This window comes from Mycobacterium sp., assembly GCF_046091765.1.
GTDB lineage: Bacteria > Actinomycetota > Actinomycetes > Mycobacteriales > Mycobacteriaceae > Mycobacterium.
On record NZ_JBJTCF010000011.1, the window covers coordinates 60563 to 75408 of the forward strand.

General features: G+C 71.2%; 9 protein-coding genes and 1 pseudogene. 6 read left to right on the forward strand and 4 right to left on the reverse strand.

Going from position 1 to position 14846, the window contains the following annotated elements; all coding sequences use genetic code 11:
- Positions 1-378: 378 nt before the first annotated feature.
- The 3 genes from ACKOB8_RS01085 to ACKOB8_RS01095 all read right to left on the reverse strand — a co-directional run bounded on the left by ACKOB8_RS01085 (position 379) and on the right by ACKOB8_RS01095 (position 4277).
- A complete protein-coding gene (locus tag ACKOB8_RS01085; protein WP_526374753.1) occupies positions 379-1101 on the reverse strand; it encodes a glycoside hydrolase domain-containing protein in 723 nt (240 codons plus the stop codon).
- A 66-nt stretch (positions 1102-1167) separates the two neighbouring features.
- A complete protein-coding gene (ppsA, locus tag ACKOB8_RS01090; RefSeq protein WP_526374755.1) occupies positions 1168-3525 on the reverse strand; it encodes a phosphoenolpyruvate synthase in 2358 nt (785 codons plus the stop codon).
- A gap of 125 nt (positions 3526-3650) precedes the next feature.
- Entirely contained in the window at positions 3651-4277 is a 627-nt protein-coding gene (locus ACKOB8_RS01095; protein ID WP_526374757.1) for an SRPBCC family protein, read from the reverse strand.
- Between the two features lie 133 nt (positions 4278-4410).
- Here ACKOB8_RS01095 and ACKOB8_RS01100 point away from each other — a divergent pair, with 133 nt between their 5' ends.
- The 5 genes from ACKOB8_RS01100 to ACKOB8_RS01120 are packed head-to-tail and all read left to right on the forward strand — an operon-like array spanning position 4411 to position 10750.
- On the forward strand, positions 4411-6447 hold the full coding sequence (locus tag ACKOB8_RS01100) for an erythromycin esterase family protein (RefSeq protein ID WP_526374759.1): 2037 nt from the start codon (positions 4411-4413) through the stop codon (positions 6445-6447).
- Between the two features lie 37 nt (positions 6448-6484).
- The gene (locus ACKOB8_RS01105; protein ID WP_526374761.1) at positions 6485-7480 is read left to right on the forward strand and encodes a 1-phosphofructokinase family hexose kinase; all 996 of its coding nucleotides are present in this window, start codon (positions 6485-6487) and stop codon (positions 7478-7480) included.
- Complete coding sequence (locus ACKOB8_RS01110; protein WP_526374763.1) at positions 7473-8312, forward strand: universal stress protein; 840 nt, start codon at positions 7473-7475, stop codon at positions 8310-8312. Before ACKOB8_RS01105 ends, ACKOB8_RS01110 begins: the two co-directional genes overlap by 8 nt.
- Positions 8313-8345: 33 nt before the next feature.
- Positions 8346-9017, forward strand: coding sequence for a hypoxia response regulator transcription factor DosR/DevR (dosR, locus tag ACKOB8_RS01115; RefSeq protein ID WP_526374765.1), 672 nt, complete (start codon positions 8346-8348; stop codon positions 9015-9017).
- A gap of 2 nt (positions 9018-9019) precedes the next feature.
- The gene (locus tag ACKOB8_RS01120; protein WP_526374767.1) at positions 9020-10750 is read left to right on the forward strand and encodes a GAF domain-containing sensor histidine kinase; all 1731 of its coding nucleotides are present in this window, start codon (positions 9020-9022) and stop codon (positions 10748-10750) included.
- Here ACKOB8_RS01120 and ACKOB8_RS01125 read toward each other — a convergent pair.
- Positions 10736-11617 (reverse strand): annotated as a pseudogene (locus ACKOB8_RS01125) (universal stress protein). The gene ACKOB8_RS01120 and the pseudogene ACKOB8_RS01125 sit on opposite strands and share 15 nt — an antisense overlap.
- A 142-nt stretch (positions 11618-11759) precedes the next feature.
- On the opposite strand from ACKOB8_RS01125, the gene otsB reads away from it, so the two are divergent.
- Positions 11760-14846, forward strand: a 3087-nt coding sequence (otsB, locus tag ACKOB8_RS01130) for a trehalose-phosphatase (RefSeq protein ID WP_526374769.1), incomplete at its 3' end; no start/stop codon positions are given.

Genomic DNA, 14846 nt, shown 5'->3' on the forward strand with positions numbered 1-14846 from the left:
CGTCTCCATTCGTCGATTGGGTCGCTGATGAGCGTCCCATATTCGAGGTCGCACTTTCTGCCCCGGGATGAGCCGCCGAACGATTCCGTGCCCGCTCGGGGGCGTTATTGGTAACGCGACGGCTAACCCGCCCACCGGACCCGCCGACCAAACCGCCAGCATGCAGGCGGTTACCGCGGAGTAAGAACAACACCGCAGTTCAGTGGCCGAACGTTACCGAATCGTTATCGAAAGATTCCGGCCCCGGCGGCTCGGGCCGGGCGGTCACGGGGGCACCCGGCGCAGTCGTCCGAACGGAAATTCCGCGACCGAATTCCGGCGCGGAGTTTGACGGCGATTAAAAGCTCCGTAACTTACTTTTCGGTAGGTTTTCCCGGCTCAATCCCACTGCCCGAATTGAGGCTTGAGGATGTTGTTCAGATCCACCCCGACGCCGGCGACGGTACGGGCGTCGATCTCGAACTGGTGCAGGTGCGCGGCCGGGTGGACGAACCCGCGGGGCGAACCCCAGTTGTGCTGCCAGAACCACGACCCCAGACCGTCCTGCAGCGCCCAGTCGATGGTCTTGGAGTTGGCGTAGATGCCGACGCGCTGATGCCCGATCACCGATTCCCAGGCGCGCAGATAGGGAGCGACCTGTTGGCGGTACTGCTCGGCGGTGGGGTTGTCGTCGATGGAGACGTAGATGGGTGCGCCGGTGGGCCCGCCGGCGGCGGTGTGCAACTCCCAGCCCCGTTTGGCGTGGGCGATCCCCGCCGCCTGACCGCCGAGCCAGTCGGCGGTGGCCTGCTTGCCGAACTGATAGTTGGAGACGATCTTCAGGCCCGCCTGATACAGATCGCGCGCCTCGGGGAGCTGAATGGGCTTGCCCAGCATCCACTCTGCACCCGGACGCCGGTCGGAGACGTAGCGGATCGCTCCCAGCGCGCCGGCAGCCTTGATGTCGGTAGCCTTGAGCACACCGGCGGCGTAGTCCAGCAGCAGTCCCAGCGACTCACCCGCGGCGGCGGGCGGATTCAGCCCTGTGGTCAGCGCACCCAATCCGAGTGCGGCCGGGGTGGTGGCGGCGAGCTTGAGCACGTCACGCCGCGATACGGACATGTTCCCCAGACTAGGACAGCCGCACCGGAAATCCGGGGATTGCCGGCGGTCACAACTGCGTCACGATCACGGCCCAGGCGCCGACCGCGCGGCTTCGAGCAGCAGGCGCCGCTCCGCCGCCGCCACGTTGCGCCGCGTCCGCTGCGCGACGTCGGGTGTGACCGAGATCGACGTGATCCCCATCCGCACGAGGTGTTCGGCGAAGTCGGGCCGGGTCGACGGCGCCTGGCCGCACAGCGAAGCGGTGATCCCGAGTCGGCGGGCAGTGCTGATGATCTGCCCGATCGCGTCGAGGACCGCGGCGTCGGACTCGTCGTAGAGTTCGGCGCACAGATCGGAGTCGCGGTCGACCCCGAGCATCAACTGCGTCAGGTCGTTGCTGCCGATCGACACCCCGTCGATTCCGGCACCGACGTACTCGGGCAGCCAGTACACGACCGAGGGCACCTCCGCCATCACCCACCGGTGCAGGCCCCGCTGGCCCCCGAGCGCACTGGCGTCGACCAACTCCAGGCACCTTTCCAGTTCCCATTTGGTGCGCACGAACGGGATCATGAGGTGCAGGTTCGGGTTGCGTTCCCGGACGCGGGCCAGCGCCGCCAGTTCCAGGTTGAACAGGTCGGGGTTGCTGACGTAGCGGTAGCACCCCCGGTACCCGATCATCGGGTTGTGCTCCTCGGGCTCGTAGTCCGCCCCGCCCTGCAGGTTGCGGAACTCGTTGGTGCGAAAGTCCGAGGCGCGATAGATCACCGGTCGCGGGGCGAACGCCGCGGCGATCCGGCCGACGGCGTCGGCGAGGGAGTCGACCAGGCCGTCCTGCTCGCCGTGCGCGATCAGGTCGCGGGGGTGGCGGTTGCGCAGGGCGTCGGTGAGGATCAGTTCGGCACGCAGCAGACCGACGCCGTCGACGTCCTGCTTGGCGGCTTCCTCGGCCTTGTCGGGCATGGCGACGTTGACGTAAATCTTGGTGGCGGTCACTTCGGCGATCGAGGCGATCGAGGCGACCGGGCCGGCGGCGGCGACCGGTGCGGTCCGGGCGCCGCCGGTGCTGTCGCTGCGCGCCCGGCCGGCCAGTACGCGGCCGTGGGTCCCGTCGACGGTGACCAGTGTGCCGTCGCGCAGATCCTTGGTCGCCGTGCGCGCACCGACGATGCACGGCACGCCGAGTTCACGCGCGACGATGGCCGCGTGGCAGGTCATGCCGCCGGTGTCGGTCACCAGTGCGGCGGCCCGGCGCATGGTGGGCAGCCAGTCCGGGTTGGTCATCTGCGCCACCAGGACCTCGCCGTCCTGCAGTCGCCCGCCGTCGGCGACCTCGGCGAGGACCCGCACCACACCGGACGCCTCACCGGGTACCGCGGGCAGGCCCTGCGCCAGAACCTCATGGCTCTCCGGTGCCGGCTTGCCGGCCCGGTGCAGAGTCGTGATCGGACGGGTCTGCACGATCCAGGTCTTCCCGTCGGCAATCGCCCATTCGGTGTCCTGCGGACAGCCCGCGTGGCGCTCGCTGCGGATTGCGATCTCGGCGATCGCGCGCACCTCGTCGTCGTTGAGCACCTGCGCGTTGGCCTCGGCCTCGCTGAGATCCACGTTCTGGTCGGCGCCGTCGGCCCCGCGGATGATCTTGAAGGACTTGTAACCGATTCGGCGGGAGAGGATTTCGCCGGTCTTGGACACCACGTAGGTGTCGGGCTCGACCGATCCGGACACCACCACTTCGCCCTGGCCGAAAGCCCCTTCCACCACGACCCGGTCGGTGGCGTCGGTGGTCGGATCGGCAGTGAAGGCGACACCGGAACGCTCGGAGGCGATCATCTGCTGCACCACGACCGCCATCGCCGGGTCGGCGGTGAAGCCCCGGCTGGCCCGGTAGGCCACCACCCGCGGCCCGAACAGCGACGCCCAGCAGCGCTGCACCGCGTCGATCAGGCCCTGCTCGCCGGAGATGTTGGTGAAGGTCGCGTTCATCCCGGCGAAGGACGCATCCGCCCCGTCCTCTCCGGTGGCCGAGGACCGCACGGCGACGGTGACGTTGCCGGCACCGTTACCCGATCCCATCAGCCGGTAGGCGGCCAGAATCCGGTCGCGGACCTCGTCGGCCATCCCGGCCTTGAGCACCGTGGCTTTCAACGTCTCGCACATCCCGGTGAAGCGGTCCTGTTCGGCGACGCTGCGCATCGCCTCACGGTGGGCGGTGTTGAGCTGCTCGGCGATGCCGGCGGCTCTCATCGACGCCAGGTAGGAGTCGCGCAGGACCACGAATCCGGGCGGCACGGGCAAGCCGGCGGCCACCATCTCGCCCATGTTGGCGCCCTTGCCGCCGGCCTCCTCGGCGTCGCTCATACCCAGATCGGCGATGTCCCTGACGTAGCGCGCGGCCGTGGCCCCGGGTGCGGCGGTGGGTTCGGCGGTGGTGTGGGACATACGCCCCTCCTCAGACTGGGGGTCAGCGGACCCCTTTGATCCTGCACCACATCCGGCGGTTGCGGCAGCGGTCCTTCGGCCACCGCCGGTGGGCCCAAAGACCTGTGCGGATCAGCGGCAGCCGGTCAGTCGTGTCCCTCGGCGCGCCGCTTGATGCCCAGCAGCATGCCGCGGGTGATCAGCGACATCACCGGTCCGGCCGCCTCCCCGGCCAGGGCCTCACCGGGCGCGTCCGCCCGCGTGCGGGTGCGTACCAGCATCCGGCAGCGGTATTCCCAGTCCGCGGTGAGATGAAACGACCACACCCCGTCCCACGGCAGTTGCGGGGGCGCCATGCGCAGCACGATCGACTGGCCTTCGACGAGCTGGGCCACCGGCAGGGCGAGCCCGTCGCGCAGCCCCAGCCATCCCCGGGGCGCCAGCCGGACCTGCTCGCCCACGGCCACGTGCTGCCACTCCGGGTGGATCCGATCGGCGTTGCGGTATTTGAGGCCGAGCAGGTTTTCCAGCCGCTCGAAGCTGTAGAGCCCGCCGCGGTCCTGGCCGATCTGCACCAGCCACGGCCACACCGCCGCGGCGGGCGCCTCGATCCAGATGCCCTCGGTGGTCTGCGTCGCCGGCTCGGCGATCAGCTCGTCGCCGGGCAGCGGGGTCTGACATTCGTCTTTGGTGGTGCCCCAGTTGCGGTAGAAGCGGCGCGCCGCGTACAGCCCGGCCCCGGCCACCCCGGTTCCCACCATGCCCATCCACATGACGCCAGTCTGCCCCGGCGAACGGCCCACGCCCAGAGGGACTTCGGTCCCTACCCCGCACCCGCGTTGACGTGGTCGGATGAGGGTACGAGCAGAGGGGAATCGCAGTTCGACGACCGAAGGGTGGATCGCAATGACCCAGAGCACCGGTGTTCGCAGGCACCATCCGAGGCGCGTTTTTCAGGACCGGCGCGAGGCCGGGCAGGTGCTCGCCGGGATGCTGCAGGGCTATCGGGGCCGCCCCGACGTGGTGGTGCTCGGGCTGGCCCGCGGCGGCATCCCGGTGGCCTACGAGGTGGCGTGCTCGCTCGGGGTGCCGCTGGACGCGTTCATCGTGCGCAAGCTCGGCGCGCCGGGCCACGAGGAGTTCGCGGTGGGGGCCCTGGCCAGCGGCGGGCGGGTAGTGGTCAACGACGACGTGCTGCGCGGCCTGCGGATCACCCCCGATCAGTTGCGCGAGATCGCCGACCGCGAAGCCCGCGAACTGATCCGCCGGGAGACCGCCTACCGCGGCGGCAGGCCGCCGATCGACGTCACCGGCAAAACGGTGATCCTCGTCGATGACGGACTGGCCACCGGCTCGAGCATGCTGGCCGCCGTGCAGGCGTTGCGGGACTGCGAGCCGGCCGAGATCGTGATCGCGGTGCCCGCCGCACCGGAGTCGACGTGCCGGGAGTTCGCCGGGATCGTCGAGGACGTGGTCTGCGCCTCGATGCCCACTCCGTTCCTGGCCGTGGGGGAATCGTTCTGGGATTTCCGCCAGATCAGTGACGACGAGGTCCAAGAGTTGCTGGCCAAACCCACCACCGGCGTGCCGACGGCCGCCGTCACCCGGCCGGCCGAGTCGATCGCGGCCGCCGCCATCGACGCGCCGGGCGGGGTACCGCCGCGTGAGGTGCTCGATGACCTGATCGGCGACGCGCGGGTGGTGCTGATCGGTGAGAGTTCGCACGGGACGCATGAGTTCTACGACGCCCGCGCCGAGATCACCAAGTGGCTGATCGAGGAGAAGGGCTTCAATGCCGTTGCTGCCGAGGCGGACTGGCCCGATGCCTACCGGGTGAACCGGTACGTGCGGGGCGCCGGTGACGACACCTCCGCGGAAGAGGCGCTGCGCGGTTTCCAACGCTTCCCGGCCTGGATGTGGCGCAACACCGTGGTCCGCGACTTCGTCGATTGGTTGCGCTGGCACAACGGCCGGTGCGCGGCCGACGGCCGCCGCCAGACCGGCTTCTACGGACTGGACCTCTACAGCCTGCACCGCTCGATGGAAGAGGTGATCGGTTACCTGCAGCAGGTGGATCCGGCGGCGGCGGCGCGGGCGCGGGCCCGCTACGCGTGCTTCGACCACTCCGACGGCGAGGACGGCCAGGCCTACGGCTACGCCGCCGCGTTCGGCGCGGGCCCCAACTGCGAACGTCAGGCGGTCGAGCAGCTCATCGACCTGCAGCGCCACACCGCGGACTACCTGCGCCGCGACGGTGAGCCCGCCGAGGACGAGCTGTTCTACGCCCAGCAGAACGCGATGACAGTGCGCAACGCCGAGGCCTACTACCGCGGCATGTTCCGCGGTCGGGTCACCTCCTGGAACATGCGCGACGCGCACATGGCGCAGACCCTGGGCGCCCTGCTGGACCACCTCGACCGGCACGGCGGGGCCGAACCGGCGCGGGTTGTGGTGTGGGCGCACAACTCCCACGTCGGTGACGCCCGGGCCACCGAGGTGTCCGCCGACGGCCAGCTGACCATCGGGCAGTTGGCCCGCGAACAGTACGGCGAGGCCTGCCGGCTGATCGGCTTCTCCACCTACCGCGGGAGCGTCACCGCGGCCAGCGACTGGGGCGCGGTCGCCGAACGCAAGGTAGTGCGGCCCGCACTGGCGGGCAGCATCGAGGAGTTATTGCACGAGACCGCGCGGCCGGAGTTCTTCGTGCCGATGCACGACGGCTCGCCGGCCGCCGCCGCCCTGGAGGTGGTCCGGCTGGGCCGCGCGATCGGCGTGATCTACCTGCCGCAGACCGAGCGGCAAAGTCACTACTTCCATGTTCGCCCCGCCGACCAGTTCGATGCGATGATCCACATTGACACCACCCGCGCTCTGGAGCCCCTGGAGCCGACCAGCGTGTGGGTGGCCGGGGAGAACCCGGAGACGTATCCGACCGGCCTGTAGCGGGCAAGGAGGGCGAGCTGAGAGTGGACACGCGCCGATGACCGCCCTCACCGGACACCGCGTGGTGACCCTGTGCATGAACCCCGCGCTGGACATCACCACCAGCACCGAGAGCGTGCGGCCCACCGACAAGCTGCGGTGCGCGTCCGCCCGCTACGACCCCGGCGGCGGCGGGATCAACGTCGCCCATGTCGCCGAGGTGCTCGGCGCCTCCGCGACGGCGATCTTCCCGGCCGGCGGCCCGGCCGGCGAGATGGTGTGCCGGCTGCTGGAGGCCGAGGGCCTGTCCACCCACCGCGTCGCGGTGGGTGGGGTGACCCGGGAGAGCTTCACCGTCAACGAGTCGAGCACCGGCCGACAGTTCCGCTTCGTGCTGCCCGGGCCGGAACTCACGCTGGCCGAGCAGACCGAATGCCTGCTGCAGCTTCGCCGGGCGGCGGCGAAGGCGGCGATCGTCGTGGCCAGCGGCAGCCTGCCGCCCGGAGTGCCGGAGGATTTCTACCAACAGGTGGCCACGCTGTGCGAGGAGCTGGGTGCGGTCTTCCTGCTGGACACCTCCGGGGGCGGGCTCACCCACGTCAACTCCGGGGTGTTTCTGCTCAAGCCGAGCGTGCGCGAGTTACGCGAGTGCGTGGGCCGTGCACTGGACACCGAGGCCGAACAGCTGGCCGCCGCCCAGGAGCTGATCCGGCGGGGTGCGGCCCGCTACGTGCTGGTGTCGCTGGGGTCGCGCGGGGCGCTGCTGGCCGGCCCGGACGGCGGCACCCGGTACGCGCCGGTGGCCGTCCCGCCCGGCAGCGGGGTCGGCGCCGGCGACGCGATGGTGGCAGGGGTGGCCGTCGGGCTGGTGCGCGGCTGGCCGCTGAGCGAGGCGGTGCGACTCGGCATCGCGGCCGGGGCCGCCATGCTGCTCACCCCCGGCACCGCGCCGTGCACCCGCGAGGACGCCGAGCGGTTGTTCGCCCAGACCGAGGAGCCGGTCGCCATCGCGACCCCGACCGCAGCGTCGGCTGCCGGGGGCGGCGATGGGTGAGAAGTTCCTGCCGCCGTCGGTGGTGGTCGGCGTGGACGGGTCGCGAGCGGCGGTGCGCGCGGCGCTGTGGGCGATCGACGAGGCGGTCAGCCGGGACATGCCGCTGCGCCTGGTGGCCGCCAGTCAGCACGCCGCCGAACCTTCCGGCGACCAGTCCCCCGCCGGGACGGCCGCCGCGCGCGCGGTCGCCGACACGGTGCGGGCGACCCGACGGCCGGTCCGGGTGGACATCGACGTCGTCTCCGGTACACCCGTGGAGGTACTCGTGGAGGCCTCGCGCGCGGCGGCGATGGTCTGCGTCGGCGCGATCGGGATCCACCACTTCGAGCACGACCGCATCGGGTCGACCGCGACCGCCCTGGCCGCATCGGCACACTGCCCGGTGGCCATCGTGCGCGGCACCGACCGGCACGCGCCCACGCATCCGGGCTGGGTGGTCGTCCACCTCGACCAGGGTCCCGACAGCGCGGCGGTTCTGCAGTTCGCCGTCGGGGAGGCGCGGCTGCGCGAGGCGCCGCTGCGCGTGCTGGGCTCGTGGCAGTCCCACGGCGCCGACTCGACCCCGGCACCGGAGGGCAACCGGATGGTGCACGCCCAACTCGACCGCCGGCTCGCGCAGTGGCGACACCGCTATCCCGATCTCGACGTGCAGCCGGTGGCCGTCCACGGCACGGTGCTGGAGTACCTCGCCGAGAATACGGCGGCGGTCCAACTGGTGGTGATCGGCTCGCGCAACACCCCCGTCGTCGGGGAGCTGCTCAGCCCGTCCGGGCTGACGACGCTGGGCGGTGACTGCTCGATCGTGGTGGTCGACCCGCAGCGACTGCTGTGACACCGGTGCCATCGGTGTGCCATCGTGGAACACATGACGGGTGGCCAGACGGGTAACGCGGTCAGGGTTTTCCTCGTCGACGACCACGAGGTGGTGCGCCGCGGGCTGATCGATCTGCTCGGCGACGATCCCGAACTCGACGTCGTCGGCGAGGCCGGCTCGGTGGCCCAGGCGATGGCACAGATCCCAGCGCTGCGGCCCGACGTGGCGGTGCTCGACGTGCGACTGCCCGACGGCAACGGCATCGAACTGTGCCGCGACCTGCTCTCCAAGATGCCCGATCTGCGCTGCCTCATGCTGACGTCGTTCACCTCCGACGAGGCGATGCTCGACGCGATCCTGGCCGGCGCCAGCGGCTATGTGGTCAAGGACATCAAGGGCATGGAGCTGGCCAAGGCGATCAAGGATGTCGGCGCGGGCCGCTCGCTGCTGGACAACCGCGCCGCCGCCGCGCTGATGGCCAAGCTGCGGGGTGCGGCCGAACGCTCCGACCCGCTGTCGGGACTGACCGACCAGGAACGGGTGCTGCTGGGCCTGCTCGGTGAGGGCTTGACGAACAAGCAGATCGCCGCGCGGATGTTCCTGGCGGAGAAGACGGTGAAGAACTACGTGTCCCGGTTGCTGGCCAAACTGGGCATGGAACGTCGCACCCAGGCCGCGGTCTTCGTCTCGAAACTCGACCAGCGGCAACGCCGGGACGGCTGAGCATGTCCGGCGACGTCGGCGCCGACCGCGACCCCAAGCCCGCGCCGCAGGTGCGCGGCACGCTGTCCCAGTTGCGCCTGCGCGAACTCCTCGGTGAGGTGCAGGACCGCGTCGATCAGATCGTGCGCGGCCGCGACCGGCTCGACGGGCTCGTCGAGGCGATGCTGGCGGTGACCTCCGGGCTGGATCTGACCACCACCCTGCAGACCATCGTGCAGACCGCCACGGAGTTGGTCGACGCCCGCTACGGCGCCCTGGGGGTGCGCGGCGACGACCACGAGCTCGTCGGCTTCATCGCCACCGGCATCGACGCCGAGACCCGCCAGCGCATCGGCCCACCGCCGGAGGGGCGCGGCATGCTGGGCGTGCTGATCGACGAGCCCAAGCCGATCCGCCTCGATGACATCCGCCGCCACCCCGCCTCCGTCGGCTTCCCCGCGAACCACCCGCCGATGAGCACCTTCCTGGGAGTGCCGGTGCGGATCCGCGACGAGGTGTACGGCAACCTCTACCTCACCGAGAAGGCCGACGGGCAGCCGTTCAGCGAGGACGACGAAGTACTCGTGGAGGCGCTGGCCGCGGCGGCGGGCATCGCCATCGACAACGCCCGGCTCTACGAGCAGTCCCGGGTGCGGCAGGCCTGGATCGAAGCCACCCGCGACATCGCCACCAAGCTGCTCGGCGGTGCCGAGCCCGCGCGGGTGTTCCGGCTCATCGCCGAGGAGGCGCTGATGCTCACCGCCGCCGACGCCGTCCTCGTCGCCACGCCCGAGGGCATCGGGGCGCCCGGCGACGAACTGGCGGTGGTCGAGATCGCGGGCGCGGTCCGCGCCGACGCGGCGGGCCTGGCGTCACTGCCCGGCTCCGGTGTCCTCGCCGCCGCCCTGGCGGATCGCCTGCCGCGCCGCCTCGATGCGGCCGACGGGCTCGCCGGGCTGGGCGGCGTCGTCGCCGATCCGGGACCGGCCATGGTGGTGCCGCTGCGCACCACCGACACCGTCGCCGGGGTAGCGGTGATCGTGCGCCGCCGCGGAGCCCGGCCGTTCACCGATGAGCAACTGGACATGGTGGCCGCGTTCGCCGACCAGGCGACGCTGGCCTGGCAGCTGGCCAACAGCCAGCGCCGCATGCGGGAACTCGACGTGCTCGCCGACCGCGACCGGATCGCCCGCGACCTGCACGACCACGTCATCCAGCGGATCTTTGCCGCCGGGCTGGCCCTGCAGGGCACCGTCGCCCGCGCCGAGTCACCGCAGGTGCAGCAGCGCCTGACCGACGTCGTCGACGAGTTGCAGGCGGTCATCCAGGAGATCCGCACCACCATCTTCGACCTGCACGGCAGCGCCGACGGCACCACCCGGCTGCGTCAGCGCCTCGACGAGGCGATCGCGGCGTTCTCCGGTTCGGGTCTGCGCACCACCGCGAAGTTCGTCGGACCGCTGTCGGTGGTGGACGCTGCGCTGGCCGACCACGCCGAGGCGGTGGTGCGCGAGGCGGTCAGCAACGCGGTGCGGCACTCCGGTGCCGCGAACCTCACCGTGACCGTGCGCGTCGAGGACGACTTGCGCATCGAGGTGACCGACGACGGTCGCGGCATGCCCGACGACGTCACCGCCAGCGGATTACGCAACCTGCGCGCCCGCGCCGACGCGGTCGGCGGTGAGCTGTCGGTCACCGCCGCACCGAACGGCGGCACGGTGCTGCGCTGGAGCGCGCCGTTAGCGGACCACTAACACCGGCATGCGGGCGGCGTTGATCACCGCGGTGCTTACCGAGCCCAGCAGCATCCCGGCGAAACCCCCGCGTCCGCGGCTGCCGACCACCAGCAGTTGCGCGGATTCGGCCTGCTCGAGCAGTTGGTGGGCGGGCTTGTCGGCCACCACGATTCGGCGCACCAGCACGTCGGGGTAGCGCTCCTGCCAGCCGGCCAGCCGCTCGCTGAGCGTCTCCTCCCCCATCGCCTGCTGGGTGGACCAGTCCGCGCCGGGGAACTCGAACACCCCGGCGTCACTCCAGGCGTGCACCGCCACCAGGTCCACGCCGCGCAGCGAAGCCTCCTCGAAGGCCAGCGCCACCGCCTTCTCCGACGCCGGTGACCCGTCCACCCCGACGACCACCGGCGCCTTGGACGGGTGCGGCATCAGCGGGTCCTCGTCGTGGATGATCACCACCGGGCAGTGCGCGTGGTGCGCCAGCCCGTTGCTGACCGAACCCAGCACGCCGCGGGCCAGCGCGCCGCGGCCGCGACAGCCCACCACGACGAACTGCGCGTCCTTGGAGGCCTCGACCAGCGACGGGACCGAGGGCCCGGCGACCGTCGCGGTGGAGGTGTCGAGCGCACTTCCGCCGGCGGCGTCCCGGGCCGTCTGCAGCGCGCCGTCAAGCAGCGTGCGGCCCTCCTCCTGCTGCCACTCCAGCTACCCCGGCGGCATCGGCACGTCGGGGAAGGCCATCACCGCCGGCGGGGTGAGCACATGCACCAGTGTGAGCGCCACCCCGCGACGGACCGCATCGCGCGCCGCCCAGTCGACGGCCACCTTGGACACCGCTGAGCCGTCGACCCCGACGACGATCGGCTTGGCCTCTGCCGCAGTTGACATGGGACTCCTCTTTCTCCGGGCGGTTGCACCGCCTGCGGTGTCGTGCTCAGTTCCCCGGTGACGCTAACGCCTCCGGGCGGCCACGGGCAGGGGGCATTGGTCCCTGACCGGCGCGCCGGAGGGCCCCGATAGGGTCGCTTCCATGGTCGCCATCGACCCCCGTTTCCACGACGCCGTGCTGTTCGACCTCGACGGCGTGGTCACCGACAGCGCGACCGTGCACGAGTCCGCCTGGACCGAGCTCTTCAACGACTACCTGAGCGAACACCACACCGATCCGTTCACACCCGCCGATTACCGCCATTTCGTCGACGGTAAACCCCGCGACGACGGGGTGCGCGACTTTCTGGCCGCACGCGGCATCACAGCCGACGCCGACACGGTGCGCGCCCTCGCCGAGCGCAAGCAGCAGATCTTCACCGCCGCGCTCGCCTCCGGGGTTCCGGTGTTCGACTCGACCCTCTCCCTGGCGAGGCGGCTGGCCCAGGCCGGAGTGGCGGTGGCGGTGTTCTCAGCCAGCCGCAACTGCGCGGCCGTGCTGGAGGCGGCCGGGGCGGCCGGGGTGTTCGCGGTGCGCGTCGACGGCGTGATCGCCGCCGAACTGGGGCTGCCGGGCAAGCCCGACCCGGCGATGCTGCTCGAGACCGCCAGCCGGCTGGGGGTGCGCGCGGGCCGGGCGGTTGTGGTGGAGGACTCAGAGGCCGGGGTGAGCGCGGCGCGCGCCGGTGGGTTCGCTCTGGTTATCGGCGTGGATCGCTCCGGGGCGGCGCGCGAGGTGTTGCTGGGCTGCGGGGCCGACGCCGTGGTCGGCGACCTCGCCGAGGTGACCCTGCGCACCATCGACCGGCGGATGTCGGAGCTGCCCGACGCGCTGCGCTGCTTCGACCAGATCGCTGCGGCGGCCTCGGCGCGGCGTCCGGCGATCTTCTTCGACTTCGATGGCACTCTGTCGGAGATTGTCAACGACCCCGCCGGCGCGGCCTTGGTCGCCGGTGCCGACAAGGCGCTGGCATCACTGGCCGCGCTGTACCCGGTGGCGGTGCTCTCCGGGCGCGACCTGGCCGACATCCGCGAGCGGGTCGGCATCCCCGGTCTGTGGTATGCCGGCAGTCACGGGTTCGAGATGGTCGGCCCGGACGGTGTGCACCATCGCAATGATGCTGCCGCGCAGGCGATCCCGGTCCTGGAGGCCGCCGCTGCCGAGCTGGCCGGAAGACTGGCCCCGCTGGCCGGGGTCGCGGTCGAGCACAAGCGCTACGCGGTGGCGGTGCACTACCGCAACGCCGCGCCTGAGGCGGCCAACGCGGTGACCGCGGCGGTGCACGAGGTGGGACGCCGCGACGGCCTGAAGGTGACCTCTGGGCGCATGGTCGTCGAACTGCGCCCCGACGTGGACTGGGACAAGGGCGCCACCCTGGAGTGGATCGCCGAGCGGATCGCCGGCGAGGAGCCGCTGCTGCCGATCTTCTTCGGCGACGACCTCACCGATGAGGACGGCTTCGACTCGGTGCTGCACGACGGCATCGGGATCGTCGTCCGCCACAGCGAGGACGGAAACCGCGCCACCGCCGCGCGGTTCAGCCTCGCCGATCCCGACCAGGTCCGCCAGTTCATCGAGCGCTTGGTCGAACAGTGCGACGTCGACCGCCAGATCCTGGCCAGTCCATGGTCTTTCACCTATGGCGGCTACCTCCCCGACCAGGAACGCCTGCGCGAAGCGTTGTGCGCGGTGGGCAACGGCTACCGGGTGACCCGCGGGTGCGCGCCGGAGGCCGACGCCGGGCCGTTCCACTACCCGGGCACCTACGCCGCCGGGTTGTACAACCGGCTCACCGACGAGATCGCCGGTGAGCAGGTGGACAACGAGAGCCTGGTCAATCTGCCCAACTGGCTGTCCTGCAAGTTCCGCATCGACGGCGGGGACTGGTTCGACATCGACACCGCCGAGGTGCTCTCCTACCGGCAGAGCATCGACCTTCGCCAGGCCGAACTGACCCGCGAGTTCCGCTTCCGCGATGCGGCCGGACGCACGACCCGGGTCGCCCAGCGGCGCATCGCGGCGATGCACCTGCCGCACGCGTGCGCGCTGGAAACCACGGTCTGGGCCGAGGACTGGTCGGGCAGCATCGAGTTCCTCTCGCTCATCGACGGCGACGTGCGCAACAGCGGGGTGCAGCGCTACCGCGCGTTCTCCGACGACCACCTGGTGGCGACCACCACCCGGCCGCTGAGCACCGACTCGTGTCTACTGGTGTGCGAGACCGTGCAGTCGCGGGTGATCGTCGCGGTGGCCCAGCGCACCACGCTGTGGCGCGGTGAGGCACCGCTGGCAGCCGAGGCGACCCTGGTCACCGAGGATCGCCGCGTCGGCCACGATTACGTCGTCGACCTGTCCCCCGGCGAGTCGGTGACGGTGGAGAAGATGGCCGCGATCTTCACCGGCTACGACACCGCCATCTGCGAGCCCGGGGATGCCGCCGCGCGGCTGCTGGAAACCCTGGGCCGCTACGCCGACCTGCGCGACGGCCACGCCCGCGAGTGGGCGCATCTGTGGGAACGCTTCGACATCGCCTTCGACGACAGCCCCGACGCGCTGCGGGTGGTCCGCCTGCACCTGCTGCAGCTGCTGCAGTGCGTGCCCAACCGGGCGGTGGATCTCGACGCCGGGGTGCCCGCGCGCGGGTTGCACGGCGAGGCCTACCGCGGCCACATCTTCTGGGACGAACTGTTCGTGTTCCCGATCCTCAACCTGCGCTCCCCGGCGAGCACCCGCTCGCTGCTGCGCTACCGCTACCGCCGGCTGCCCGAGGCGCGGCGCGCCGCGCGCGAGGCCGGCTATGCCGGGGCGATGTTCCCCTGGCAGTCCGGCAGCGACGGGCGCGAGGAGAGCCAGAAGCTGCACCTCAACCCCAACTCGGGGCGCTGGAACCCCGACGCCAGTGCGCGCGCACACCACATCGGCATCGCGGTGGCCTACAACGTCTGGCAGTACTACCAGGTGACCGGGGACTTGGAGTACCTGGTCGAGAACGGCGCGGAGATGCTCGCCGAGATCGCCCGATTCTGGGTCAGCCGCGCGCAGTTCGACCCCGGTTGCGACGGCGGCCGGGGCCGGTATGTGATCCGCGGGGTGATCGGGCCCGACGAGTTCCACTCCGGCTACCCCGATGCGCCCTACGACGGGATCGACAACAACGCCTACACCAACGTGATGGCGGTGTGGGCGATC

Bases quoted from the DNA above. Each gene is read 5' to 3' on its own strand.
- ACKOB8_RS01095 (WP_526374757.1), bottom strand. From the start codon at position 4,277: ATGTGGATGGGCATGGTGGGAACCGGGGTGGCCGGGGCCGGGCTGTAC.
- ACKOB8_RS01085 (WP_526374753.1), bottom strand. From the start codon at position 1,101: ATGTCCGTATCGCGGCGTGACGTGCTCAAGCTCGCCGCCACCACCCCG.
- ACKOB8_RS01105 (WP_526374761.1), top strand. From the start codon at position 6,485: ATGACCGCCCTCACCGGACACCGCGTGGTGACCCTGTGCATGAACCCC.
- ppsA (WP_526374755.1), bottom strand. From the start codon at position 3,525: ATGTCCCACACCACCGCCGAACCCACCGCCGCACCCGGGGCCACGGCC.
- dosR (WP_526374765.1), top strand. From the start codon at position 8,346: ATGACGGGTGGCCAGACGGGTAACGCGGTCAGGGTTTTCCTCGTCGAC.
- ACKOB8_RS01120 (WP_526374767.1), top strand. From the start codon at position 9,020: ATGTCCGGCGACGTCGGCGCCGACCGCGACCCCAAGCCCGCGCCGCAG.
- ACKOB8_RS01100 (WP_526374759.1), top strand. From the start codon at position 4,411: ATGACCCAGAGCACCGGTGTTCGCAGGCACCATCCGAGGCGCGTTTTT.
- ACKOB8_RS01110 (WP_526374763.1), top strand. From the start codon at position 7,473: ATGGGTGAGAAGTTCCTGCCGCCGTCGGTGGTGGTCGGCGTGGACGGG.